This window comes from Pseudophaeobacter sp., assembly GCF_048267565.1.
Lineage (GTDB): Bacteria > Pseudomonadota > Alphaproteobacteria > Rhodobacterales > Rhodobacteraceae > Pseudophaeobacter > Pseudophaeobacter profundi.
Genome location: NZ_JBLWXG010000001.1, coordinates 258,894 through 285,229, shown reverse-complemented (window position 1 = coordinate 285,229; position 26,336 = coordinate 258,894). Strand labels below are relative to the sequence as shown.

Here is a 26,336-nt window from a genome sequence, read left to right as displayed (position 1 = left end):
GGTGCGACCCGCTGCACAGGGGCTGTTTACTGGCGGACATAGCCAACCATTGCATGACCTATGGGCATCGTTAGAACTAGACACATCAAGATCCCCATGCCCACCACCCCAGGCCAATCGGTGATTGGCAGACACTGATTTTTGCAAAAGGAACACCCCTCACCGTGTCCGCAAACAATACATTCTCCAGCTATGGCAGCGTCACCAAGAGCTTTCACTGGTTGACCGCCCTCCTCCTGATTTCCGCCGTCCTGCTTGGCCTGGTGGCCAGTGATCTTGCCCATCAGATCGAAAGCCCCAGCTTTGATGGTTCACCCGATGTTATCTCACGGGCCGTTCTTCTGTTTTCGCTGCACAAAACCATCGGGATCGCCGCCTTCTTCACCGCAGTTGCACGGATCATCTGGGCGCTGTCGCAACCAAAGCCCGGCCTGCTGCACCCGGAAAACAAGCCCGAGGCCCTGGCTGCCGAGGTGGTGCATTGGTTGCTCTATGGTGCCATGGTCGCCACCCCGCTGACCGGATGGATCCATCACGCGGCCTCTACCGGCTTTGCCCCGATCTGGTGGCCCTTTGGGCAGAACCTGCCGTTTGTCGCCAAATCCGAAAACCTTTCCGAGCTGTTTGCCATGCTGCACTGGGTGTCCTCGACAACCCTGCAGATTACCTTTTTGCTGCATGTGGCTGGCGCGCTGAAACACGTGGTGATCGACCGCGATTCCACGCTGCGTCGGATGTTGCCCAGATCTGGCGATCTGCCGCTTCCACCCAAACAGCAACACAGCGCCCTTCCTGCGGTGCTTGCCCTGGTGATCTGGGGCGGGGTTCTGGGCTATGGCGCATTGCTGGCACAGCAGGCGCATGAACAAAACGGCCAGGGCGCAACCACTGCCCAAGCGGAGACAGCGCAAGCCCCCGCCACAGGCAACTGGCAGGTCGAAAGCGGCAATCTGGCCCTGACGATCCAGCAGATGGGGAGCGCGGTCAGCGGTGAATTTGCCAACTGGCAGGCCGAAATCACCTTTGACGCGCCCGACAGCCCAGGCCCTGCAGGCCAGGTCGCAGTCGAGATTGACATCTCCTCGCTTTCGCTTGGAACCGTGGCGGATCAGGCCATGGGGCCGGATTATTTTGACACCGCCACCTACCCTACAGCCCATTTTGACGCCCAGCTGGAAAAGACCGAAACCGGGTATCAGGCGGTGGGAGAGCTGCGCATTCGCGACAAGAGCCAGCCGCTGATCCTGCCCTTTACGCTGGACATCAATGGCGACACCGCCGAAATGCGCGGCCAGACCACCGTCAACCGGCTCGACTTTGACATCGGCAAAGGCACTCAGGACGCCGGCACCCTCGGTTTTGAGGTTGTGCTCGACATCAGCCTGACAGCGCAGAAAACCAACTAGGCCCCGACGTTTTTACAGAGACCTTGCGCCAAATTGCACGCCTCTCCAAGCCGCGCTTGGGGAGGTTTCTTTTGCCAAACCTCTATTCCATCGCGGCCTCCTGCCCCCACCTTCTGCTCCTCGGGCTTCAGTTCCCTGGGCTATCCAGCCCCGCCAGGGCATCCGCTGCGTAAGGCCACAAAGTGCCAAACGCAAAACGCCGCCTGCCCAAACGGCAAGCGGCGTTTCATCGTGGCTGAATGGTTCAGTAAAAGGCGCTTATTCGGCCTTCATCGCCTCGATCGAGATCATCACGGCAACTTCGTCGCTAACATAGGGCGCAAACTTTTCCAGCCCATAGTCGGAACGTACCAGAGTAGTGGTTGCATCAAAGCCCGCCCAGGGCTTACCCGCCATCGGGTGGTCGCCCGCCTGGTTCAGCTTGGCATCCAGAACTACGGATTTGGTCACACCGTTCAGAGTGAAATCACCAGTGATCTCGGCAGTGTTTTCACCGGTCACCTTGATATCCGTCGAGGTGAAGGTGACCTGCTCCTGTGCGGATGCGTCAAAGAAATCCTTGGACATGAAGTGATCAAAACGGGCCTGCCAGCCAGTCAGCATCGAGGACAGTGGCATGCTCACAGATACGCTTGAATTGGCGGGGGCCTCTTGATCAAACATGATCTCGCCCTCAAAGCCCGAGAACATCCCTGTCGTTGTCGAATAGCCCAGGTGATTGTAGGTAAAGACCACTTGGCTGTGGCTGGAATCCAGAGTGTATTTTTCGGGTGCGGCCAGGGACGCCGTCGCGGTAAGGCCGGCCAGTGCAGAGGCGAGAAGGATTTTTTTCATTGCAAGAGGCTCCATTGGAGAAAGGATAGCGGACGAGATGTCCTTTTGGTGTCACGGCAACCTGTGTGCTGAGCAGCTAAAAGAAAAGCGACATTTTCCAACATGTTCTGTTGAGAAAAGAACAAAGCCCCCCGTGAAACGCGTAAAGGCCTATGTATCAGGGAAATATCGCAGCACCCGTCTAGGCGCATCACAGCATCGTGAAGCTCTAGCTTAACAGCTGCACCGCGCCGCTGAGCTGATCGCGCAGCTGACTGCGGGCTGCCGCGCCCCCCAGGGGCAGCTCAACCAGCAGACTGCCATCGCGCTCATACAACTTTACCGCACCTGCGCTCAGCCGGGCACCGCCAAGGCTGTCATAGCTGCGCCGCAGCACCATCTTGGGCCGCCCACGCCCATCTCGTCGCAAAATCCGCAATTCCCGGTGCAGCGGATCAAAACATGCCTCTGGCTGGTTGCGCATATCCTGCACCGTCATCAACACCATACCGACGACAATAATCAAAACCGCAGCACCAACCTTCAACAGGCTCAGTTCCGGGTCCGCAAAATTGCCGGGAAACAGCCAGAGCCCACAGGCCCCCACCACCATGGCAACCCCCAGGCCGCGCAGCAAAACGCTGCGTGCGCGCCAATTGGCCTCAAACCGTAACACCAGCGGCGGCGCGCTGGCAAAGACCCGCCCCTTTTGAAACCGATTTGCGCCGGATACGCCGCCAAAGGCAGGCTCCAACAATCGCGCTGCATGCTCTTGGCCCAGGGTGGCTTCGCCGGAATTTCCCATCTCATACCTCAAACTGCCTAAAACCCGCTGCCGCTCCGGCCCCTCCAACCCTCTTGGGCCCGGCCAGGTGGCGGCAATGAACGCTTCATTAACCAAGGTTGACGAAAACAATGCGGCAACAATGCGGCGCAGATTGGGGTTTTGCTGTTCACCGTCCGATATTTCGCTATACGCAACAGACAAGACAGGCACACTGCCCAGGGCTACGGGCCGCTCGTCCCGCTGATCCGCGACCAGCCCCGCGCCCCCCGACCGCACAGGCTGCCCCGACTGCACAGATGCCCCAGAAAAGCATTTGACCTTGCTCTTTGCGCAAAAGCCGATATATGGGGCCAACCTTCCGCGACAATTTCGATCCGCGCAGCCTCTCGTGACAGGGCAGCGGAAGGTTGAACCGCCCCGTCTATGAAATGCGCCTTGAAACAAACTGGAGTTCGCATGCCCCTCTATGAGCATGTCATGATTGCGCGTCAGGATCTGTCCAACTCGCAAGCTGAAGGTCTCGTCGAACATTTTGGTGCCGTATTGGCTGACAACGAAGGTAAGCTCGTTGACAGTGAATACTGGGGCGTCAAAACGATGGCCTACAAGATCAACAAAAACCGCAAGGGCCACTATGCCTTCCTGCGCTCTGATGCTCCGGCGTCGGCGATTCAGGAAATGGAACGCCTGATGCGCCTGCATGATGACGTGATGCGCGTTCTGACCATCAAGGTCGACGAGCACGCCGAAGGACCTTCGGTTCAGATGCAGAAACGTGACGAACGCGACACCCGTCGCGAGCGCCGCTGATCCAGCTTGAGAAAAGGACGCTAAACCATGGCAGCCAAACCGTTTTTCCGCCGTCGCAAAGTGTGCCCCTTCTCGGGTGACAATGCGCCGAAGATCGACTACAAAGACACCCGTCTTCTGCAGCGCTACATCTCTGAGCGTGGCAAGATCGTGCCTTCGCGTATCACCGCCGTTTCGGCAAAGAAGCAGCGTGAACTGGCCCGTGCTATCAAGCGCGCCCGCTTCCTCGCCCTGCTGCCTTATGCTGTTAAGTAAGGAGACCTGAGCAATGCAAGTTATCCTTCTTGAACGTGTCGCCAAGCTGGGCCAGATGGGTGACGTCGTAGACGTCAAACCCGGTTTTGCCCGTAACTTCCTGCTGCCCCAGGCGAAAGCCAAGGTCGCATCGGAAGCAAACCTGGCCGCATTTGAAGCCCAGAAAGCGCAGCTGGAAGCACGCAATCTGGAAACCAAAGCAGAAGCCGCCGCCCTCGCTGAAAAGCTGGACGGTCAGCAGTTCATCGTGATTCGCTCTGCCTCCGACTCTGGCGCCCTCTACGGTTCCGTCACCCCGCGTGACGCCGCAGAAGCCGCCAGCGAAGCAGGGTTCTCGGTAGACAAGAAGCAGGTTGCTCTGATCGATCCGATCAAAGACCTCGGCCTGCACACTGTACTGGTCAAACTGCACCCAGAAGTCGACGCCCAGATCAAGCTGAACGTCGCCCGTTCAACTGAAGAAGCTGAGCTGCAGGCCTCTGGCAAATCGATCCAGGAGCTTGCTGCCGAAGAGGAAGCAGCTGCTGAATTCGAAATTTCAGAACTGTTTGACGATATCGGCTCTGCCGCTTCGGACGACGACGACGAGGGCGATGCCCCTGCCGTCGCCAGCGAAGAAGAACCAACAACCTGATCGCACCCCGATCAGATTGATGAATGAGAAAGGCCACCTCTGCATGAGGTGGCCTTTTTTGTCTTGGCTGCCGTTGGGGCTTGGCGATCTGGCCCCACCCGATCTACCCTGTATCATATTCACAGTGAATTCGAAGGAGTGTGGTCATGTCTGGACGTATCTTGAAATCTGTCAGCGGTGGTCTATTGTTGCTGGCGCTTGCCGCCTGCGACACCGTTCCCGTAGATGCCCCGCTGATGGTCAGCGGCTCACCTGGTGCCAACTTCAACAGCGATGAGGCCCAATGCCGGGCAGAAGCACGCCGCGTTGGTCAGGGTCACATCGGCAAGACAGCAGCCATCGGTGGAACCGGAGGGGCCTTGGTGGGGGCAACCGAAAGCCGGGACAAGGCTCTGGCTGGGGCACTTGCTGGTGCCGCCATCGGTGCCGCAGTGGCGGATAGCCAGGTCAAGCAGGCGCAGCGCCAGTATCTGGTACAATGTATGCAGCAGCGCGGCCATCCTGTCACCGGCTAGCAAAGGACAGGTCCCCATAGACTAGGGCAGGTGATGGTACGCCATGCCCCAAAATCCGCCGATCCCCGACCGGGCAGCTTTTGCTTTTGGTCCAGCTTAGATAAAACCGGCGCAGCTGGCGCGCTGCGCTGCGTTACAGGGAAAGGCCCAGAGCATGATCCAACAGTACCTTCGCAGGCCCCTGATCCTGCTTGCCTATCTATTACCAGCCATTGCACTGACAGCCTGTGGTGCCGCCACCGAAGAGCCAGATTTTAATCCTCCGCTCTATCCCAACGAAACCCCCGAGCTGCGCCAAAGCATCAACTATTGGTCCGATCACTACGAGGTCCCGCCTGCCCTGGTGCACCGCCTGGCCATCCGTGAAAGCACCCACCGGCCCACGGCCGTGAACCGCCCCTACTACGGGCTGCTGCAGATTCTACCTGCCACGGCGCGCTCCATGGGCTTTAGTGGCGCGCCCAAAGACCTATTGGATGCCGATACCAACCTTGAATTTTCGGTGAAATACCTGCGCGGCGCCTGGCTGTTGTCCGATGGTGATTTTGACACCGCAGTCAAACATTATTCACGTGGCTATTATTACGCCGCCAAGCGGCGCGGCATGTTGAAGGAAACCGGCTTGGTAAACTAGGGTCGGCCCCCTAGGCACCATCAAGGGTTGCAAAAAACATCACGTTCCCTGTCATTTTGTTGTTATCGTTCTCGGGTACCCGCAGAGCACAACAATACTGGGAGCTGAACAATGCCGATCACCCTTGACCGCCGATCCTTTCTTGCTGGCAGTGCTGGCCTTATCGCGCTGCATCCGTTTTCGCTGCAAGCGGCGTCCAATCAGGTGCATCTGCGGCTGATGGAAACCACCGATCTGCATGTGCATGTCTTTCCATATGACTATTACGCGGACAAGCCCCGCGATACGGTTGGCCTTGCCCGCACCGCCTCTCTCGTCAAAGAGATCCGCGCCGAGGCAACCAATGCGCTGCTGCTCGACAATGGCGATTTCCTGCAGGGCAATCCGATGGGTGATTACATCGCCTATGAGCGTGGCATGCGCGACGGTGATCTGCACCCGGTGATTGCTGCCATGAACGCCGTTGGTTTTGATGCCTCTACCCTGGGCAACCACGAATTCAACTACGGGCTAGAGTTTCTGATGAAATCGCTGGCCGGGGCGGATTTCCCCGTCGTCTGCGCCAATATCGCCAAGGAAACTGGTGCTGCCCCGCGAGATGACAAGACCCTGTTGCCACCCTATGTGCTGATGGATCGGACCTTGACAGATGGTGCCGGGCAAAAGCACGCCATCAAGATCGGGCTGATCGGTTTTGTGCCCCCGCAGGTCATGAACTGGGATCGCCGCCATCTGGAAGGCAATGTGCAGGCGCGTGACATCTTGCAAACCGCCCGCGCCTATGTGCCGGAAATGAAGGAAAAAGGCGCAGATATCATCATTGCGCTGTCACATTCCGGTATTGGCGCGGCCCGCGAAAGCGATGGCATGGAAAACGCCTCTTTGGTCTTGGCCGGGGTGGATGGCATTGATGCGATCATGACCGGCCACAGCCATCTGGTGTTTCCCTCCTCCAAATACGACGGGCTGGATGGCATTGACGTGGCCAAGGGCACGTTGCAGGGCAAACCCGCCACCATGGGGGGGTATTGGGGCAGCCACCTGGGCCTGATTGATCTGATGCTGGAACGGGATGCAGGCGGTTGGCGCGTGGTTGGCCATGCCTCCGAAGCGCGCCCTATTTCCAAACGCAACGAAGACCGTTCCATCACCGCGCTGGTCGACAGCACTGCAACGGTTCTGGCCGCAGCCGCACAGGAACACGAGGAAACGCTGGCCTATGTGCGCCGTGCAGTCGGCAAGACAGATGCACCGCTGCACAGTTACTTTGCACTGGTTGCCGATGATCCTTCGGTGCAGATCGTTTCTATTGCGCAAAGCTGGTACATCGCCCAGATGCTGCAGGGCACCGAATATGACGGGCTGCCCATCCTGTCAGCCGCCGCCCCCTTCAAGGCTGGTGGGCGCGGCGGACCAGACTATTTCACTGATGTTCCCAAGGGCGATGTGGCGATCAAGAATGTGTCTGATCTGTATCTTTACCCTAACACCGCCCGCGCAGTTCTGGTCACCGGGGCCGAGGTCAAGGACTGGCTGGAACGGTCCGCCGGGATCTTCAACCAGGTCGAACCCGGCAAGGCGGACCAGCTGCTGCTCAATCCGGCCTTCCCCAGCTACAACTTTGATGTGATGGATGGCGTAACCTACCAGATTGACCTGAGCCAGCCTTCCAAATTCAGCACCAAAGGGGAATTGCAAAACCCTGATGCAAGCCGCATCACCAAGCTTGAATACAACGGCGCCCCCATTGATCCAGAGGCTCAGTTCATCGTCGCCACCAACAATTACCGCGCCTCTGGTGGCGGTGATTTCCCCGGCGCCAAGGGCGACAGCATTGTCTTTGAAGGGCCGGACACCAACCGCGATGTGATCGTGCGTTATATCGTTGAAAAGGGGACCATCAGCCCCCGTGCCGATGCCAATTGGCGGTTTGCGCCGCTGCCGGGTACAAGCGTCCTGTTTGACACCGGCCCCAAGGCCAGTGACTATGCCAGCGACGTCCGGGGGGTAGCGATCTCTGCAGCCGGGGAAGGCCCGGAAGGGTTTGCACGCTTCCGCATTGATCTGTGAACCTGGCACGGCGACACCCGCCTGCCTGATGACAGTTCCCCAAAGGGCCCGGCAAAAATGCTGGGCCCTTTGACGTAGCGGGCATGTGGGGGGCCTTCCAGCCGCGCAGCGCCGCGCTGAAACGTAATTACTGCGAGCGTATGTCCCTTTGGGACAACGAAAAAGGGCCGCCAATTGGCAGCCCTTTGAAACAGTAAGAAGACTGTAGATTATTCTTCTTCGAGGGCCTCAACAGCCTTTTGAAGATCTTCTTTCGAAACTTCTTTCTCAGAAACAGTGGCCTGTTCAAACAGGTGGTCGATGACCTTGTCTTCAAACAGAGGCGCACGCAACTGCTGTTGCATCTGGGCGTTCTGCTGAATGAATTCAAAGAACTGACGCTCTTGGCCGGGGTACTGACGCGCCTGCGCCATGATCGCCTGGGTCATCTCTGCGTCGGTCACTTCAACTTTGGCTTTCTGACCAAGCTCTGCCAGCAGCAAGCCAAGACGCACGCGGCGGGACGCCAGTTTGGTGTGCTCTTCAGTGGCCTCTACTTCAGCGTGATCATGGCCTTCGACATCTGGGTTTTCCTCGTGCCACAGCTGATGCGCGATCTGCTTGGCTTCGGCCTCCAGCAGCGACGGCGGCAGGTCAAAGGAGACCAGTTCGTCCAGCTTGTCGAGGGTCGCGCGCTTCATCACGGCGCGGGCGGCACCGGCATATTCTGCTTCCAGACGTTCGCGGATCTGGCCCTTCAGGCCTTCCAGGTCTTCAGCGCCGAACTTCTTCGCCATCTCGTCGTTGATCTCGGCTGCCTTGGGGGCCTTGACCTCTTTGATGGTGCAAGAGAACACGGCTTCTTTGCCGGCCAGGTGCTCGGCCTGATAGTCGTCGGGGAAAGAAACGGTAACGTCTTTTTCCTCTTCGGCTTTCACGCCAACCAGCTGCTCTTCAAAACCGGGAATAAAGGAGTTGGAGCCCAGAACCAGCGGATAATCGTCTGCTGCGCCACCTTCAAAGGCTTCGCCGTCCACTTTACCCAGGAAGTCGATGACAACCTGGTCACCATCTTCGGAGGCAGCACCTGCTTCGCGGGCTTCGAATTCCTGGGCGTTTTCTGCCAGGCTTTCCAGCGCTTCGGTGACGGCCTCTTCTTCAGCCTTCACAACCAGCTTTTCCAGGGTCACACCAGACAGGTCGACCTCAGGAATTTCGGGCAGCGCCTCATAGGACATCTCGACGTTGACGTCGTCGCCCTCTTTCCAATCTTCATTGGTCATTTTGACGTCGGGCTGCATCGCTGGGCGGTCGCCGCTGTCTTCGAAATGCTTGTTCATGGCACCGTCGACGGCTTCCTGCATCGCTTCGCCAATCATGCGCTGGCCAAACTGCTTTTTCAGCAGCGCCATAGGAACTTTGCCTTTGCGAAAGCCCTTCATTTCGATTTCTGGCTGGGCTTCAACCAGCTTTTCATTGACCTTGGCGTCCAGCTCGGCAGCAGTGACCGTGATGGCGTAGCCGCGTTTCAGACCTTCGTTCAGCGTCTCGGTGACCTGCATCCTATACCCCATAGAGATTCGGGGCGCGCGCGCAGGCAACACCCCCAGACAATTTGAGGCCTTCTATTGTTACTGGCGGCGCGGTGCAAGGGGGATTGCCGGTTTCAGTCTCTCAAAGCCGAATTTACTGACAAAATTCTGCCAAAAACAAAAAAGGCACGCCCCCCGCATGGGGGACGTGCCTCTGCCCCAGGAACCGAGGGAACGGCCTGGGGCAAGCATGGTTAGATCTTTAGAACTTCCAGCGAGCGCCAGCCAGGATCACGTTGGAATCCTGGTAGCTGGTCCCCGACGTGTCCGCGTAGGAATAATCGCGGTAAGCGATGTAGGTTTCCAGGTTCAGATTGTCGATCTTTTGAACCGCAGCAACACCCCAGGATTCGGAGGTATCACCAGTGGTCACAAGATCAGAACCGTCATAGTAATCGACCGAGAACGAAGTCTTGCCCGCGTTGATCAGGTTGGCCGAATATCCCAGCTTGGCATAGCCATAGTTGCCCGAGATATCGCGATCCCCTGCGGCCAGTGTCATCGACAGGCCGGTGTCACGGTGCAACAGCGACACCGAACCGGAAATATCGCGACGATCCTGCTTGCCGGTCTGTTCTGTCCAGGCTGCCGCCAGACCCGCATCCAGTGCAAAGGCACCCAGCTCATCGTTGCCGTAGCGTACCGCAACGTCATAGGTTTCGCGGTCGTTGTTGGTGCCCAGGATGTCTGTGCCGTAGGATGTCGAGAAGACAAAACCAGCAAAGTTGTTGCTGTCATAGCGGATCCGGCCCAGACGGCTGCCATCCAGATCGGTGAAGGCATCACCAACGGTCACGCCGCTTACAGCGCCGCTTGCGGTGCGGAAGGCATAGCCGCCGCCAATATCACCTACGGATACACCCGCGCCCAGACCGGTGCCCGAGAAGTCAGCCCCTGTTACGCCGTCAGACGCCATAGACCCCTGACCAGCAGAGAATGTGCCGTAGTTGGCAGTTTCAAACTGCAGATCCACGTGGCGCAGGTTGGTTCGGCTCCAGCTCAGGTTTTGGCCTGTGCCAGCCTGATCCACCCCATCAGAGGCGCGCAGACCAAAGGCTGTTTCAAAGTGGAACTTCAGCGTGTTTTCGCCAAAGGCCTGCTCCAGCCAGAACCCGATGCGCGAGTTGGAGGAAGAGTTGTCAACAACGCGGCTGTAGTCTTCTACACCATCGTCATAAGACTGGAAGGATGGGTTGAACTGACCATACCAGCGGAAGCTACCGCCGTTGTCATTGGTATAGGTGGGGCCAGCAAAGGCTGGTGCGGCCAGCAGGGCGGTCGCAACGGCCGCGCTGCTGCGCAAAGCGAATTTGGTGCTCATGGTCTTGAGTCTCCTGATTGAACTTTTGCGGTGCAAGATCCCCCCATCCCAGGGATCCGTACCTCGGCCCGGATATATCAAGCAGTTTTTTTGCGGCGCAGTCTTGAAATTGGCTTTTGCGCACATGGCCGAAAAATACGCAATTTCCCGCTGAAATCCGGTGCCAAAAATCAATTTTTGGAAAGAAAGCGGTAAACTTGAGTGAACTACTTCACCTACCGCCTGCACAGGGATCAAAGCAGCATTGCACCCAGCGAAACCCACCTTCCAAGAGCAATTTTTTTTCGGCACCAGAGATTCGCACACCGGTGCTTTTCTTTTCGCTGGCCGCCCTGCATCAAGGCAGATCCCCCGCAGAAGATAGCAGGTCCACGCGGGCCGCAGCCTCGGTTTCACGGTGCAGGTAGACAGGCTACCAGCCTTCATCTGCCACCCGCGAAAGCAAACGCTCGGTTTGGTCGCTCGTCCAGTCGGCGCGCCCTGTCACGACGGCCCATGCCTCTGTGTAATCACGCACCGCGTAGTTATGCCCGTGCCCGGCCGGGACCCGAGCCGCCGACAGCATATCCAGTGCCACCTGGAAAAACGTCACCACAGGCACCCAGGTAAAGCCCGATGACACACCGCTGCCCCGGTTCTGCCCCATCCAGGCGGGCGCTCGCGACCACATGTTTTCCTCAAAGAAGACAATCGGGTCCGATGGGTAAGCCAGGAATACGGTGCGAATGGGGCTCCAGCCCTGTTGCTGGTCGGCAGCGATCATGCCGGGGCCAAAGGCACGAAACAGCCCGCCGTTTTCAAAGCGGGGTTGCCAGGCCGGTGACTGCGGATCGCGATTGCGCTGCACCCGTTTCCACAGCGGGTTGCGAAAGGTCGGTCCAGCCCAGAGAGCACCGTGAAATGGGTCGCTTACATAGGCATAGAGCGGCACAGATGTTTCAGACCCCAAAGATCCCAGGCTCAAGCCAAAGAGATAGAGCTGCGGGCGGGTCTCGGCTGGCAGGGTTTTCCAGTAATTATAGATCACGTCAAACACGATGGATGCGGATTCTTGCACCAATCCGGGCTGCAGCAGCAGGGATTGCGGGCTGGGCAGGTATGAGTACTGCACCCCCACAGTGGCGATGTCGCCGTCATGCATGTATTCGAGCGGTGCAATTGCGCCATTTTGCAGCCACCCAGTTCCGGTTGGCGTCGCAATGACCAGTATCTTGCGCGAAAAGGCATCAGTGCGTTGCAGGTCTTGCAAGGCCAGCTGCGCCTGCGCCAGTGGTGTCGGCGCCGAGCGGAGCCCCACATAGACACGTATCGGTTCTTGCGCTGGCCTGTTGCTAAAGGCCTCGATATCGCTGCGGCGTGGGCCTTCATGGACAAACTGCTTGCCCGCCTTCCCCAGTTGCCCCCAATCGATCAGCGATCGGGCACTGCCCGAACGCTGCGGCTCTTGCGGGGCAAAAGCGCCGGGCGGGTCAGAGATATCAATACGTGCCTGGGCACTGTCGATCGCGGCGATTGTACGTTGCAACAGGGTATCGTTTGCAGCAATGACCAGTAGCCCCAGAAAGGCCAGCGCCCCCAATAAAGAGGCGATACGGCGTGGCACATAGTGGCGTGGCAATGCGGCCGCACAGGCAAGGGCCAGATACAACACTTTACCCAGCAGGATAAGCAACAAGGCGATGCCCAGGCCAATCAGGGTGATCTGCAGGTAATAGCTCTCTTCTACCTTGGGCATCTGCATCAGGCCACGGGTGACATTTTGCCAGTTGGCCACGTTCCAGAAGGTATAGCCCGCGACAACCGCGCTGGAACCGGCCAGCACCAAATACATGCGCGCGCGCCACCTTAGCGGCAGCAGCGGCAATTCCAGATAGCGCCAAAGCCAAAGACCAACGGTGCCAGTGCCGTAGCCAAGCGCAAAGACCAGCCCCGACAACACCCCCTGAAACACCCAGGGGCGTGGCAACAGAGACGGCCAGAATGTCGCAACGCAAAAAAGGGCTCCGAAATAGAGCCCTGCCAGTGATGGCTGCCACCACAATAGTTTTTTGCGCCCATTCTCGATGTCTGCCCGCTGCCTGTCCACGCCTGCCCCGGAGTAATTCATCTGGCTTCCCTTGGCTTCCCTCAAGATCGTTTTTAACGGCAAACGCGGCGGCCGAATATATAAATCGTCTAATTCCAGCCAATTGCCGCCTGATGCGCCCTGCCAAAAATGCAGACAAACATGATTGCGCCCAGGTAAATGTTCACTTAATGTTCCTGTCATTCGTAATAATCATCTTGGAAGAGGTAACATAAATGATCACCGGAAGCTGTTGTTGTGGAACAGTTAAGTTCGAACTCCAGGCCATCCCAAGCATGCTGGGCACCTGTCACTGCACGCGCTGCCGAAAAGCTGGCGCCAGCGCAATTGTCTTTGTCAAACGGGATGATCTTAGATGGGTGTCCGGCAAGGAACAGGTCGCGCTGTATCACCCGGCGGCCCCATATAAATATCATCGTTGTTTTTGCAGACTATGCGGCACATCGCTGGGCGAAATCCTGTCCGAGGAAGATAGCTTTCCCATTGCTGCAAATGCCCTGGATACGCCGGTTGCGCTGCAAAACCAGTTTCACGAATTTACCTCTGAAAAACCGGGCTGGTACGAAATCTGCGATGATGCGCCGCAATCTCCGGGGAACCCGCCAAGCTGATCCTGCCCACTGACTGGCTTTGGCGGGCCAGAGACTTCCCGCCCTATTGCGCAGCGGGCGCCGCAAGTATTTCCTCTACCGTTGCCAGTTTGGCATTGGCACAGCTCCGCCCCCGCAGCTCTGCGATCAGCGCATCCGACAGCTGACCTTCGCTGCGGGGCGTCGGCCCCTGATAGCCTGGACAGGGCTGCAACAGATCGGACGGCACCGGGATTGGCCCGGCTCGCTCATCCGGGAGAGCGCTGGAACAGCTGCTCAGCAGTACGGCCCAGCAAAGGGGATAAAGGCGCATCGCGGCCCTCCATCTGTTTAAAATCATTGATAATTTCCGACCATCGCCGCGCCTCATCTGCGGCGCGGTCCAAATGGGCGCGGTGAATGCGGGCAGCCGCGGCCGCCTGTGCCAGTTCTGCCGTGGCGGCGCGCAGACGTGTCTGGGTCTGGGCCAGATCTGCTGCAAGGCGGCGACGCTCATCGATCAGATCCAGTAGCGCCCACAGCGCGACCACAAGGGCCAGGCTACCAAGCAGCACAGGCAATTTTCGCAAGCCCCAGACCAGGGTCACGCGCCCGACCTCAGGGCGGCATGACACATCTCCATTTCAGATATGCGCCGCCGCGTCAGGCCACGCCAGACGCGCCCCCCCGCCCTGTTCCAACGCTGCAATTCATCGCAGCCCCCCGCCAAATCACCCGCATTGACCCGGCGCAGCAAGGTAGAGCCACAGGCCGCCCCAACCCCGACATTATAAGTCCAGGACACCAGGGCGATCTTCATTCCCAATGGCACCTCTGCCGTCAGGCAGCGATCCAGCCCTGCTTCATGGCGGATGATTTCTGCCGCCAGCATGTGGTCACAGTCCGCCCGGCTGTAGCTGTCGCCCGGACGCACACCCTCGGTCGCACCGTAGCACACCGTCCAGACGCCCACCACATCACGATAGGCCTCTTGGCGCAGCCCTTCCCAACTGCCAATGAAGGCAATGGCGCTGGACAGGGCAATGCCACTGCCGGCAATCAATCCAACATAGCGCCGCCTCAGGGCTCCGCTTTGATCCGCGCGAAACCGATCCAGCCCCGAAATCCCCTTTTGCAGCACCACCCGCGCCGGAATCGCCAGCGTCTGGAAACTAGCTGAAACAGCTGCAAAATAGATCGGTGGCCATCCTATGAGGGCGGGGCTAACCAGGGCAAAGAAAAAACCGAAAGTGGCCAACAGGCTGGCAAGAATCAACCAGATGCTGGCCGATTTTGCCAGAACCGCCCGCCAGTTTGTAATAAGCGTCATCATCATTCTCCACATGCCAGCCCCCGCCAGAGCCAAAGCAATCTACAGGTCACGATTTGACAGAGCCTTAGACCAGCGCGCGCCTCAGACTTACCGGCGGGCCTGCCAATCCGCCCGGAACGCCCGAACACGGGGCAGTTTTGACGACCCCTTCACGGAAGGGTCGTTTTCGAACCTTTCCCGCCGCAGCGGGGCCTGTATCACCGGCGAAGGAATATATCGGGATCTCACAGCCTTGCGCTGCTGATCCGTCTATGAACAGATGCGAAATTTACGGTACGGATTGACCTGCAGCCTGCGGTCACGCCCGCCAAAGAAAGTTTGAGCGTTAAGTGAGGCTCTCTGCTGCACCCCCTACCCTGAAAGGCCAAGCCAGATGATTGTCCGGGACCACCCATCTTCACTGCAGTTGTTCTTTGTCATGCAGGGGTCAATTGTCCCAACGATCATCGGCAAGATCCTTGGCGTTGGTGTTTTGTCCATGGCGGTTCTGCTTGTTGATCTACATCTCATTAACCTGCCCCATATCTCGATGGCAGCGATGGGGATATTCGGCGTCGCGCTTTCGCTGTTTCTCGGCTTTCGCAACAACGCCGCCTATGATCGCTGGTGGGAGGCACGCAAGCTCTGGGGCTCCATGATTGCCGATGTGCGCAACCTGGGGCGCCACATGCGCATCTTTGTCGGCAATGAGGACGACCGCGCACGCATCCTGTCCTGTGCGGTTGCTTTTGCCCATCTTCACCGGGGCTTCTTGCGAAATACCGATGTAAGTGACGATATTGCACAGTGGATCGGCGAGGAGAAAGCCGCCGCAATGCTCGCCCATCAAAACCCCGCCGACGCAGCCCTGAGGTCAATGGCGGATCAGATTCGCAAGCTGAGCGAAAGAGACGACGTCAGTGGGTTTGGTCAGCTTACCATTTCCCAGACCCTGTCTTCTGTGGCGCTTGCACAGGCAGGGTGCGAACGGATCCTGACGACGCCGCTGCCCTTTGTTTATTCCTTGCTCATACGGCGGACCACCTATCTGTATTGCTGGTTGCTGCCCTTTGCGCTGATCGAATCCACTGGCTGGTTTGCCCCGCTCTTTTCTGCGGTGGTCGCCTATGTTTTCTTTGGCCTGCAAACAGTGACAAACGAGCTGGACCTGCCGTTTCGCGATGTGCAAAACGGGCTGCCGCTGGATGCGATGTGCCGGGTGATTGAAATTTCGGTGTCCGAAGCGCTGGGACAGCCTGCGCCAAAGCCCCTGACGCCAGAGAACTACATCCTGACCTAGGGGTTGAAACCGGTGCGTTTTCCATGTTGGAATAAACGAGGTGAGGTCTTGTGCATCACCCGATGTCAAGCTTGCAAAACCCATAGGACGCGTTGCGCAATGGTGGTATTGGGCCAGGCATAAAGTTACCTCCAGATGGTTCGCCCCGCCGACCACTCTGTACTTCACTCCGGTTCATAGCAATTTTTCCGCTCTCCTCTCCGTCAGAAAGGTCATATCGATTGGATCAAAACGACACCTGCCCAGGCAGTATTTATGGCGTCGATCAATGGGGCAAAGGTTTGATAACCGTGTCTCCCGACGGCGAGATCTCGCTTTGCGATCCGCTCAATGACGCTGCCGCCCCGATCAGCCTGCCGGGTATCCTGCAGGATCTGGAACAACGGGGCATCGCCGCCCCGATGGTGTTGCGCGTCAGTTCGTTTCTGGAACACGAAATCCGCCACATCAATCAAAGCTTTGCCAAAGCAATCAAGCACGTCGGATATAAAGCCCCCTATCGCGGGGTCTTTCCCATCAAGGTGAACCAACAGGCGCAGGTGGTGGATCGGATTGTTGAGTTCGGGCGAGAGTTCGACTTCGGGCTGGAGGCAGGATCAAAGCCCGAGCTTGTGATCGCGCTGGCGCACCGCCTGTCAAAGAACGCGCTGATTGTCTGCAACGGTGTCAAGGACGCCGAGTTCATTCGTCTGGCGATCCTGTCACAGCGGCTGGGCTTTAACACCATCATCGTATTGGAGAGCCCGAAAGAAGCAGAAACCGTCATTCAGGTCACCCAGGAATTGGGCATCGAGCCATTGCTGGGAGTTCGGGTAAAGCTGACCAACCAGATTGGCGGAAAATGGCAGGAAAGCTCGGGTGATCGGTCGGCATTTGGCATGAATTCCGACCAATTGTTGCGGGTGGTGGACCGGCTAAAAGATGTGGGCCTGCTGCACTGTCTCAAGCTGCAGCATTCCCACCTGGGCAGCCAGGTGCCGGACGTAAATGATGTTCGCCGCGCCACCACCGAAGCCTGTCGGTATTTCATCGAACTGACCCGCGAAGGCGTCCCCCTGACCCATCTGGACCTGGGCGGCGGCCTGGGCGTGGATTACACGGGCGAAAAACGGGCCGGCGAGAACTCGATCAACTACACGATCGAAGAATATGCCGCCAATATCGTGGAAACCGTGGCCTATGCCCTGGACGAAGCCGAGGTGGAACATCCCATTCTGGTCACGGAAAGCGGCCGGGCGGTGGTTGCGACCTCATCGATGCTGATCTTTGATGTTTTGGAAACGACGCTGTTTGATGCCCCGGACGCGCCAGAGGTGCAGCCCGATGATCATCATCTGGTGTCTGATCTGGCGGCAATCAGCGGGTATCTTGTGTCTGGCCGGGTGCAGGAATGCTGGAACGACGCCAGTTTTTATCGGGACGAACTGCGCGGGCTGTTTCGGCGCGGCATGGTCGACCTGCGCCAGATGGCCCGGGCAGAGCGGATCTATCTGTATCTGATTGCCCGGATCAAGATGCTTGTTGCTGCCTCGGACGAGGTGAACGAACTGGGCGAAAAGCTGGAAAAGGTTGCCGATGTCTATCACTGCAACTTTTCGCTGTTCCAGTCCTTGCCGGATGTCTGGGCCATTGACCAGTTGCATCCGATCATGCCGCTGCAAATGCTGGACCAGCCACCGGATCGCCGCGCCGTCCTGTCCGACATCACCTGTGACAGCGACGGCAAGGTGGATCGCTTTATCCTGGCAGAAGGCATTTCACCGTCGCTGCCGGTGCATTCCCTGCCCGAAGATCAGCGCTATTATCTTGGGGTCTTTTTTGTTGGGGCCTATCAGGAAACCCTGGGCGATCTGCACAACCTGTTTGGCGACACCAATGTAGTCACGATCGATCTGCGCTCGGATGGCGGCTTTGATCTGCTGCACGAACAGGAAGGTGACACGATTTCTGAAGTCCTGTCATATGTGGAATATGATCCGGCAGATTGCATTGCGGCCTTCCGTAAAATGGTCGATGAAGCTATCTCGGGCGGGGCCATAAAGGCCAATGAACGCAAGATTCTGATTGAAGCCTATCGGGGCTCGATCAACGGCTATACCTACTATGAATGACCTCGGTAAGGAGAGAACCACCATGGGCAAGACACTTGTTGTTGGCGCGGGCGGCGTAAGTCACGCTTCGGTGCATAAGATGGCGATGAACGCCGATATCTTCACCGAAATCACCCTGGCCAGCCGTACCAAATCAAAATGCGATGCGATTGCCGCCAGTGTGAAAGAACGCACCGGCGTTGACATCAGGACTGCGGCCCTGGATGCCTATGATGTGGCCGCAACCGTGGCCCTGATCCGCGAAACCGGTGCCGAGATTCTGGTGAACCTGGCCCTGCCCTATCAGGACCTTGTGTTGATGGATGCCTGTCTGGAGGCCGGGTGCCACTATCTGGACACTGCAAACTATGAACCCGAAGACGTGGCCAAGTTCGAATATCATTGGCAGTGGGCCTATCAGGACCGTTTCAAGGCGGCCGGCCTGACAGCGATCCTGGGGGCGGGTTTTGATCCCGGCGTTACCAGCGTTTTTGCGACCTGGCTGCGCAAGCACAAGCTGAAATCCATTCGCCAGATTGATGTGCTGGATGCCAACGGCGGTTCCAACGATCAGGAATTTGCCACCAACTTCAACCCGGAAATCAATCTGCGCGAAGTGCTGGCCGAGGCCCGGCATTGGGAAAATGGCGACTGGCAGGTAACCCCGGCCATGACCCATAAGGTTGAGTTCGATTTCCCTGCCATCGGGCCAAAGAACATGTACCTGATGTATCATGAAGAACTGGAAAGCCTGTCGACCCACTTCCCGGAAATCGAACGGGCACGGTTCTGGATGACCTTTGGCGATGCCTATATCATGCACGCCAAGGTGCTGGAAAACGTCGGCATGACCCGCATCGACAAGGTGATGCATGACGGGCAGGAAATCATCCCGATCCAGTTTCTGAAAACACTGCTGCCCGATCCCGGCGATCTGGGGGCTGAAACCAAGGGCAAGGCCTGCATCGGTGATATCGCCACGGGCGAGGCCATGGATGGATCAGGCGAAAAAACCTTCTACATCTACAATATCTGTGACCACGAAGAGTGCTATGCCGAAGTCGGCAGCCAGGCGGTCAGCTATACCACGGGCGTCCCCGCCATGATCGGCGCCGCGCAGGTTCTGAAAGGCAACTGGGCCGCGCCCGGTGTCTGGAACATGGAACAGCTGGATCCCGATGACTTCATGGACATGCTGAACCAACACGGCCTGCCCTGGCAGGTGCATGAGCTGGACGGCCCTGTCGATTTCTAGCGTTAAATTTTCAACGTCAGGCCCGGTGGCACCACCGGGCCTGCCCCACATTGCAATGGTGGATGATGCGATGTCAGACTTGATGGCCACACAGGCTGGTGACCCGGGCGCATTTCGCGATTTTGATCTGTCCCGCGTGTCGACGCCAGCCTTCGTGGTGGACGAAAAAGCGGTTGAACGAAACCTGACGATCCTGGCCGAGGTGGCCGACAGGTCTGGCGCCCATGTTCTTGCGGCCCTGAAAGCCTTCTCCATGTTCGCGCTGGCCCCGCTGCTGCGCCAGTATATTGGCGGGACCTGCGCCAGCGGATTGTATGAGGCGCGGCTTGCACGGGAAGAATATGGCGGCGAGGTCGCGACCTTCTGTGCCGGCTACAAGGACAGCGAGATTGATGAAATCATCGCGCTCTCCGATCATGTGATCTTTAACAGCCCCGCGCAAAAGGACAGGTTTCTGGCCAGGTGCAAATCCGCAGGCAAACAGGTCGGGCTGCGCATCAACCCCGAACATTCCGAAGGCGAGATTGCAAAATATGACCCCTGCGCGCCCTGTTCGCGGCTTGGCACCCCTATTAGCCAGCTGACAGCCGAGGCATTGATCGGCGTGGACGGGCTGCATATGCATACCCTTTGCGAACAGGGGTTTGCCCCGCTGGAACGGACCTGGGCCTCGATTGAAGAGACCTTGAAACCGCATATTGAACATCTGAAATGGCTGAATTTTGGTGGTGGACACCACATTACCCGCGATGACTATGACCGCGAGGCGCTGATCGCCTTCATCACGGGTATTCGCGCCAAATACGATGTCGACATCTACCTGGAACCCGGCGAGGCGGTAGCCTTGGATGCGGGTATTCTGATTGGCGAAGTTCTGGACCTGCCGCAAAATGGCATAGACTTGGCCATCACCGATATATCGGCCACATGCCACATGCCCGACGTGATCGAAGCCCCCTATCGCCCCGCCATGATGGGTGAGGTGGACACTGGCCATACCTACCGTCTGGGCGGGCCCTCTTGCCTCGCTGGCGATGTGATTGGCGATTACACAACCGCGCAGCCGCTGCAGATCGGCGATCGCTTCGCCTTTCTCGATCAAGCCCATTACTCGATGGTCAAGACCAATACGTTCAATGGCGTGGCCCTTCCCTCGATCCTGCTCTGGAACAGCCAGACGGATGAGCTGCGGATGGTAAAGCAATTCGGATACCTGGATTTCAAGGAACGTCTATCATGAGGGCCTCTGCATGAGCATCTTTCTCGACAGCGAACTGACCGATGCCGAACGGGGCCAAGATGCCCTGTTTCGCGTCATCCCTGTACCGCTGGAACGCACCGTGTCTTATGGTGCCGGCACCGCACTTGGCCCCCAGGCGATCATCGCAGCCTCAAACGAGCTAGAGCGCCTGTGTCAGGGGCTGGAGCCCTGCGCCAGGGGTATCTTCACCGAGACCGCGCTGGACTGCGAAGGGCCGCTGCCAGAGGTGATGGAACGGCTGGCACAGCGCACCGAGGCCTGCCTGCGCGATGGCAAACTGCCGGTGACACTGGGCGGTGAACACTCGCTAAGCTACGGCGCTGTCACCGGGGTGGCGCGCGCGCTGAATCAACCGATTGGCATCGTGCAGATTGACGCCCATGCCGATTTGCGCGTGGCCTACCAGGGAGAGCAGCATTCGCATGCCTCCGTCATGCATCTTCTGTCGCAAGCAGGCATCCGGCTGGCACAATTCGGCGTCCGCGCCCTGTGCACCCAAGAAGCCGAAAGCCGCACCGCCAATGCGGTCTTTCACGTGGACGCAGAAGAGCTGGTTACCCGCAATATCCACGAAATTGAACTGCCAGAAGATTTCCCCGAACTGATCTACATCAGCTTTGATGTGGATGGGCTGGATCCCTCCCTCATGCCTGCAACGGGCACGCCTGTCCCCGGTGGTCTGGGCTATTATCAGGCCCTGCATCTTGTGGAGCACGCGCTAAAGGGGCGCCGGTGTGTCGGGCTGGATGTGGTCGAACTTGCGCCCGATGGCAACGCCGCCTGGGACTTCACCGCAGCGCAGATTGTCTATCGTCTCATGGCGGCCTGCCTTGCAAACGGCGACAGATAACCTCAGGCGCTTGCCCAGGGTTTTCACGCGTTCCCCGGTCTTGTTACACACCGTTTGAACCGATTGGCCCAGGCGATCAGGCCTTGCAGGTTTGCCAGCTGCGCGATACCGCGCCCGTCTCGGCGCAGGACCTGGCCCTGGCCAGCCCTATGCGGGTGCAGCGGGCAAGAATCTGCCGCACAATCCGCAGGCAAGCGGCACTGAGATTTCCCTGTTGCGCAAGCTCAAGCGCAGAAATCAGCATTGGAACCGCAGTTGGTCAGGGCGCGCAAGACACAGATAGATGCGTTGTCCGTGGCATTCTGCCTCTTTTGTTGAAATTAGCGCTCGCATCCGGTTTCAACCTTTGCTATCCACCGCCGACGCAACAAGTGATTTGCGAAACGTGCGGGTGTGGCGGAATTGGTAGACGCACCAGATTTAGGTTCTGGCGCCGCGAGGCGTGGGGGTTCGAGTCCCTTCACCCGCACCACAAGACCTCTAGATAGGTCAGAATATTCAGGAAAATCAGAGAGTCCGACTTGTCAGCGCAGACATTGAGGACACTTTCACATGGCCCTGACACCAACGCTCAAATACATCGACTGGTATGCTCGGCCATATCCTCTGTCCTCACATGGTTAAAGCCTTGTTTAAGTAGGGATAATTCGTGCTGTCGGAAACCTGGCCTTGGTCGCGGCTGATCCTCGACGAACGGACGGCCAAAGGGGCGAAACAGACAACCATACGCCGAAGTTCCAGGCATCGGTCGATGCTTCCGGCTTCAAACGCGAGAGCAAAATTCAACCGAATTTAACCTTCGCATTCTAAAATTAGGGATGGTGTTACTGTATTATTCCTAGTTTACGAGTGAGAAAATGTTACACGAACAGAGCATAGCGTTGTCCAAATTTGATCTGGACAACAAGAACCGAAGTTACTTGGTGGAGGGCGGAAAACTCGTCGCCCCGCTCTTGCCGGAGGTTCTGGATCATTTCTATGGCTTCATATCCGATGATCCGGAAATGAGCCGGTTCTTTCCTGATCAAGCATTGATTGCCAAAGCCAAAGCGGGTCAAAAGAAACACTGGGAGTTGCTTCTGTCTGGCGAGTTTACACAGGAGTATTTTGACTCTGCCTATCGCATTGGCCGAATTCATCCACGGATTGGACTTCCCTTCCTTTTCTACCTTTCCGGCTATGCTCAGGCGACCTCGTACATACAAGAATCCTTGTTAAATAAGTATGTAGGTGGGCTCCGCCTGTTCAGTAAGCGAAACCTTCCGAAGATCATGGGCGCAATAGCCCGGGCCTTCGCACTGGACACGCATCTGGTTCTGGATGCCCATTTTGCGGCTGAAAAAGAAGAGCAAGACCTGGCATTCAAGTATCTGACGAACGGCATTCAGGAGATGGCCGCGCGCGATCTGACACAGTTGATCCCATCCTCCAAAGAGAGCGACTACCCTGTGCGCTACGATCCGGTTAGAGAAGCCTTCAACGGCTTGGTGCTATCGCAACGAGAAGTTCTCCAAAGAATTCAAGAATCTGCGGCGAACCTGAGTTCTCGGGCAGACGAAGTGGCCCAATCCGCAGAGGATCTTTCGCACCGCACGGAAACGCAGGCCGCGACCCTGGAAGAGACGGCGGCGGCAGTCGAAGAGATCAGTATGAGCATGCAATCTGCGGCAGAAGCCACGCACGAAACGAACCAGACCGTCAGCGAAACACGTCAAAGTGCCGATCACGGGAGCAAGGTGGTTCAGGAAGCAATTCTCAAGATGCATGAAATCCAAGAGTCTGCGAGTGAGATATCTCAGATCATCAATGTCATCGATGACATCGCCTTTCAGACAAACTTGCTTGCACTGAATGCAGGTGTGGAAGCGGCCCGTGCGGGGGACGCTGGGCGTGGATTTGCTGTTGTTGCCTCTGAAGTTCGCGGGCTTGCTCAACGCACTGCTGCATCGGCGAACGAAATCAAGTCATTGATCGAGGACAGCACCCGTCAGGTGGAAGGGGGGGTATCGCTTGTCAATGAAACAGGCAAAGCGCTGGAGAAAATGAGCGGCGATGTGAAACGAACGGTCGTGCTTACCTCCCAGGTTGCTAGTTCTGCTGAGGAACAGGCGACCGGGTTGTCGGAAATCAATCTGGGCGTCAGTCAACTTGATCAGGTCACGCAGCAGAATGCTGCGATGGTCGAGGAAGCGACGGCGGCCATGCTGTCCATGAAGCAAGATGTCTCCATGCTTCATGGTCTCGTCGGTTCATTTAAGATCGGTGACGCAGATGGCACACCGAGTTCAAAGATTGGCTCTCCTGAAATGGTGGATGCCGGATCAAACCTGAGAGTTGTTGGAACCTGACCCAAGCTGAGCCATGCGCGGATTGAGATTTCCAGATTGCCTGATGGGCAATTGATCAGCCCGCCTAATCGGTCCAGTTTGATTGTTGGTGCATGACCGGCCTTTGATCCATAGGGGTGACGGTTTAGGTTGATAAGCCTTTGCCCAACGCTACCGCTCTCCCTAAAGGGCGTTCGAAGTTACTCCCTTTAGGTGCACCACCACTTCAGAAATAATCCCGCTTCACTCGATTGACCTGGTCACCGCAAGACACGGCCAACTTTTGAAAACCGCCTTATGTGCTGGAAGGCCTGACCGCGAAGCCCCCTCCGCCTGCCGCGGCGCGCTTGGGAAGTATGCCTGGCCCACTCCCTCCTGGCCCTAACCATTTCTGAGACAGCCAAGCGCAACAATGCACAACAACGCCAGGACGCGCCCATATGATAAATAGAGGCACCGATACCCGGCACCAAATCCAGTTCGCCCCATGCTTCCCAACCGGCACCATAACACGCTGCTTGAACTCAACCGGAAACCGAATTCCGTTAGCTATATACCTCTCTCATTGGTTCTGCGACGAGGTCAGCCGACGCAGCACAGATGGAAGCGCCTCTGGCAGATCTTCCGAAATCAAACCGGGGCCAAACTCTAGCGCGCAGTCCACATGTAGCCAGGCCGCCGCTTCTGCCGCCAACATTGGCCCAACCCCACGCGCCATAAGTCCGGTAATAAACCCGGCCAAGACATCTCCCGCCCCCGCCGTCGCCAGCCAGGGCGCGGCCCGTTCATCTTGGGCTGAATGCACTGAACAGCGCCCTTCCGGATCGGCAATCACCGTATCCGCCCCCTTGTACAGCACCACACAACCAGCCCTGGCGGCAGCCGCACGCGTCGCATCAACCTTGGAATAGGCCGGGCCGATCAGTGTCGGCGCTGCCAGTTTTTCAGCCAGATCCGGGAACAGTTTGGCAAATTCCCCTCCATGGGGCGTCATCACGCAGCCCGCGTGCAACAGATCAAACAAGACCTGCGGGTTTCGCTCAAACCGGGTGAGCGCATCTGCGTCCAAAACCGTAGCCCTCTGGGCTTTTAGCGCCGCAATCACCACCGCCTGCGTATCCATGCCGCGCCCAAGTCCCGGCCCCAAACAAAGCGCATTGAAACGCTGGTCCTCCAACAGCTCAGTGATCCCATAGGCCCCATCAATCTGATGCAGCATGATCGCCGTCAATTGTGCGGCATTTTCAAACATGGCAGATCGCGGAGACCCCAGCGTCACCAGCCCCGCCCCCATGCGCAACGCCCCCCGCGCCGCCAGCCGGGCCGCACCGGTTTTGCCATGCCCGCCGGACAATACAAGTGCATGGCCATGAGAATACTTATGCCCACGTTTCCCTTTGGCTAAACAATCACGGTGCGGCTGATCAACTGTGCGGCAGATAGCCCCGCGAGGGTCAGCGCCCCGCAGTGATGTTTCACCGAAAGCCAAGCCATCCCCAGCCCGCGCGCCCATAGCGTCAAGCCCGATGTCAGCCACTTTGACAGGCCCGCAACACTCGGGCCCGCGCGCGAGTAGATGGCCGATTTTTTTCCGATGAAAGGTAACGGTCAGCGCATAATCAGACCACAGATCGTCGCCCTCCTCCAAGAGCAGCTTGCCACTGTCAGCACAGAGTCCACTGGGCATATCAACGCCGACCCACCTTGCATGACCCACAGAAAGGCGACGCTGCAAAACGGATAGGGATCTTGAAATCCCCACCCCGACCGACCGCACCAAACCCGTTCCGAACAGGGCATCAATGACCAGATCTGCTTGGCCTCTCCGCTCCGGATCTGTCGCCTCTTCCCCGGCACGATATTCGGGGAACGGCTTGACCTTTTCACAGGCCACCCAGCGTTCATAGTTGGTCTTTGCATCGGCTGGCAGCCTGTCGGGCTGCCCCAAAAGGAACACCTCCACCTCCCAACCGCATCTGCGTAACAAACGCGCCACCACAAAGCCATCTCCGCCATTGTTGCCTGGCCCGCATAGCACCACCGCTTTCATCTTGCCCAAAATACCTCGGGGGGGATCCGCAGGATCGGGGGCAGCGCCCCCCTCTTTCTTGCGATGCTCTTCCAGATCGCGCCCTGCGCCCACACCCGTGTCCTGTAGATCCAGCTCGGGCCAGGTCTCGAAAATGGCCGCGACCACCCCCTGCCCGGCACGTTCCATAAGCTCCAGCCCGGTCACCTCCGCGGCCTCAATCGCGGCCTGTTCAATGCTGCGCATCTGCGCGGCAGTCAGCAGTTCAGCCATGACACCCTTTCCTTGTGTTTGATTGGGCGATTCACTTTCGCACAATATTTAATCGCATCGCTCATTTTTTAATCGCTTGCATGCAAAACTGCAGCACCACAACACCTGAGACAGCACAGCGCATTGTCGTTCCCATTCAGAAATGATCTGAGGAGCTTCGACAAGGTT

General features: G+C 57.8%; 23 protein-coding genes and 1 tRNA gene. 15 read left to right on the top strand and 9 right to left on the bottom strand.

The features are described from left to right. Positions 1-164 precede the first annotated feature (164 nt). On the top strand, positions 165-1,406 hold the full coding sequence (locus ACN0VH_RS01380) for a cytochrome b/b6 domain-containing protein (protein WP_278921476.1): 1,242 nt from the start codon (positions 165-167) through the stop codon (positions 1,404-1,406). Between the two features lie 258 nt (positions 1,407-1,664). Here ACN0VH_RS01380 and ACN0VH_RS01375 read toward each other — a convergent pair whose 3' ends face one another. After that, entirely contained in the window at positions 1,665-2,240 is a 576-nt protein-coding gene (locus ACN0VH_RS01375; protein WP_278921475.1) for a YceI family protein, read from the bottom strand. Positions 2,241-2,448: 208 nt separating this feature from the next. Next, positions 2,449-3,024: a hypothetical protein gene (locus tag ACN0VH_RS01370; protein WP_417699227.1), complete on the bottom strand. Its 576-nt coding sequence runs from the start codon at positions 3,022-3,024 to the stop codon at positions 2,449-2,451. 438 nt (positions 3,025-3,462) lie between these two features. Between ACN0VH_RS01370 and rpsF the strand changes: the two genes are divergently transcribed. The 6 genes from rpsF to ACN0VH_RS01340 all read left to right on the top strand — a co-directional run bounded on the left by rpsF (position 3,463) and on the right by ACN0VH_RS01340 (position 7,924). After that, positions 3,463-3,816, top strand: a complete 354-nt coding sequence (gene rpsF / locus ACN0VH_RS01365; protein WP_232402295.1) for a 30S ribosomal protein S6 — start codon at positions 3,463-3,465, stop codon at positions 3,814-3,816. Between the two features lie 27 nt (positions 3,817-3,843). Next, positions 3,844-4,071: a 30S ribosomal protein S18 gene (gene rpsR / locus ACN0VH_RS01360; protein ID WP_005982441.1), complete on the top strand. Its 228-nt coding sequence runs from the start codon at positions 3,844-3,846 to the stop codon at positions 4,069-4,071. Positions 4,072-4,084: 13 nt separating this feature from the next. Then, positions 4,085-4,705 (top strand): 50S ribosomal protein L9, encoded by a 621-nt coding sequence (gene rplI / locus ACN0VH_RS01355; RefSeq protein ID WP_278921473.1) that lies wholly within the window; start codon positions 4,085-4,087, stop codon positions 4,703-4,705. 146 nt (positions 4,706-4,851) lie between these two features. Continuing rightward, positions 4,852-5,220, top strand: coding sequence for a hypothetical protein (locus ACN0VH_RS01350; RefSeq protein WP_278921472.1), 369 nt, complete (start codon positions 4,852-4,854; stop codon positions 5,218-5,220). Positions 5,221-5,374: 154 nt separating this feature from the next. Beyond that, positions 5,375-5,854, top strand: coding sequence for a transglycosylase SLT domain-containing protein (locus tag ACN0VH_RS01345; RefSeq protein ID WP_417699225.1), 480 nt, complete (start codon positions 5,375-5,377; stop codon positions 5,852-5,854). Positions 5,855-5,965: 111 nt separating this feature from the next. After that, entirely contained in the window at positions 5,966-7,924 is a 1,959-nt protein-coding gene (locus ACN0VH_RS01340; protein WP_278921470.1) for a bifunctional 2',3'-cyclic-nucleotide 2'-phosphodiesterase/3'-nucleotidase, read from the top strand. Positions 7,925-8,133: 209 nt separating this feature from the next. On the opposite strand, the gene tig is transcribed toward ACN0VH_RS01340, so the two are convergent. The 3 genes from tig to ACN0VH_RS01325 form a co-directional block, all read right to left on the bottom strand. Then, entirely contained in the window at positions 8,134-9,465 is a 1,332-nt protein-coding gene (gene tig, locus ACN0VH_RS01335; RefSeq protein ID WP_278921469.1) for a trigger factor, read from the bottom strand. A gap of 232 nt (positions 9,466-9,697) precedes the next feature. Beyond that, a complete protein-coding gene (locus tag ACN0VH_RS01330) occupies positions 9,698-10,816 on the bottom strand; it encodes a porin family protein (RefSeq protein WP_278921468.1) in 1,119 nt (372 codons plus the stop codon). Positions 10,817-11,228: 412 nt separating this feature from the next. Next, positions 11,229-12,782: an alpha/beta hydrolase gene (locus ACN0VH_RS01325; RefSeq protein WP_417699223.1), complete on the bottom strand. Its 1,554-nt coding sequence runs from the start codon at positions 12,780-12,782 to the stop codon at positions 11,229-11,231. Positions 12,783-13,117: 335 nt separating this feature from the next. On the opposite strand from ACN0VH_RS01325, the gene ACN0VH_RS01320 reads away from it, so the two are divergent. Further along, a complete protein-coding gene (locus ACN0VH_RS01320) occupies positions 13,118-13,513 on the top strand; it encodes a GFA family protein (protein ID WP_313790322.1) in 396 nt (131 codons plus the stop codon). A gap of 43 nt (positions 13,514-13,556) precedes the next feature. Here the strand turns inward: ACN0VH_RS01320 and lysC are convergent, their stop codons facing one another. Genes lysC through ACN0VH_RS01310 form a run of 3 tightly spaced genes read right to left on the bottom strand, consistent with a single transcriptional unit; the run spans position 13,557 to position 14,801 of the window. Further along, positions 13,557-13,805: an Rz1-like lysis system protein LysC gene (lysC, locus tag ACN0VH_RS20865; protein WP_490362979.1), complete on the bottom strand. Its 249-nt coding sequence runs from the start codon at positions 13,803-13,805 to the stop codon at positions 13,557-13,559. Further along, positions 13,741-14,079, bottom strand: a complete 339-nt coding sequence (locus ACN0VH_RS01315; RefSeq protein WP_417699222.1) for a hypothetical protein — start codon at positions 14,077-14,079, stop codon at positions 13,741-13,743. Before ACN0VH_RS01315 ends, lysC begins: the two co-directional genes overlap by 65 nt. Continuing rightward, the gene (locus ACN0VH_RS01310) at positions 14,076-14,801 is read right to left on the bottom strand and encodes a lysozyme (RefSeq protein WP_417699220.1); all 726 of its coding nucleotides are present in this window, start codon (positions 14,799-14,801) and stop codon (positions 14,076-14,078) included. Before ACN0VH_RS01310 ends, ACN0VH_RS01315 begins: the two co-directional genes overlap by 4 nt. Positions 14,802-15,177: 376 nt before the next feature. On the opposite strand from ACN0VH_RS01310, the gene ACN0VH_RS01305 reads away from it, so the two are divergent. From ACN0VH_RS01305 to ACN0VH_RS01275, 7 genes are all read left to right on the top strand, one after another. Beyond that, on the top strand, positions 15,178-16,083 hold the full coding sequence (locus tag ACN0VH_RS01305) for a bestrophin family protein (protein WP_278921462.1): 906 nt from the start codon (positions 15,178-15,180) through the stop codon (positions 16,081-16,083). 221 nt (positions 16,084-16,304) lie between these two features. Then, on the top strand, positions 16,305-18,194 hold the full coding sequence (speA, locus tag ACN0VH_RS01300; RefSeq protein WP_417699219.1) for a biosynthetic arginine decarboxylase: 1,890 nt from the start codon (positions 16,305-16,307) through the stop codon (positions 18,192-18,194). 22 nt (positions 18,195-18,216) lie between these two features. Further along, positions 18,217-19,428: a saccharopine dehydrogenase family protein gene (locus ACN0VH_RS01295; RefSeq protein WP_278921460.1), complete on the top strand. Its 1,212-nt coding sequence runs from the start codon at positions 18,217-18,219 to the stop codon at positions 19,426-19,428. Between the two features lie 70 nt (positions 19,429-19,498). Further along, entirely contained in the window at positions 19,499-20,668 is a 1,170-nt protein-coding gene (gene nspC, locus ACN0VH_RS01290; RefSeq protein WP_417699218.1) for a carboxynorspermidine decarboxylase, read from the top strand. Positions 20,669-20,678: 10 nt separating this feature from the next. Beyond that, positions 20,679-21,539, top strand: a complete 861-nt coding sequence (gene speB / locus ACN0VH_RS01285) for an agmatinase (RefSeq protein WP_278921458.1) — start codon at positions 20,679-20,681, stop codon at positions 21,537-21,539. Between the two features lie 387 nt (positions 21,540-21,926). Beyond that, positions 21,927-22,011 (top strand) — tRNA-Leu (locus tag ACN0VH_RS01280). A 385-nt stretch (positions 22,012-22,396) separates the two neighbouring features. Further along, entirely contained in the window at positions 22,397-23,887 is a 1,491-nt protein-coding gene (locus tag ACN0VH_RS01275) for a methyl-accepting chemotaxis protein (protein WP_417699216.1), read from the top strand. A gap of 541 nt (positions 23,888-24,428) precedes the next feature. Here ACN0VH_RS01275 and ACN0VH_RS01270 read toward each other — a convergent pair. Then, positions 24,429-26,168: an NAD(P)H-hydrate dehydratase gene (locus ACN0VH_RS01270; protein ID WP_417699215.1), complete on the bottom strand. Its 1,740-nt coding sequence runs from the start codon at positions 26,166-26,168 to the stop codon at positions 24,429-24,431. Between the last annotated feature and the right edge of the window lie 168 nt (positions 26,169-26,336).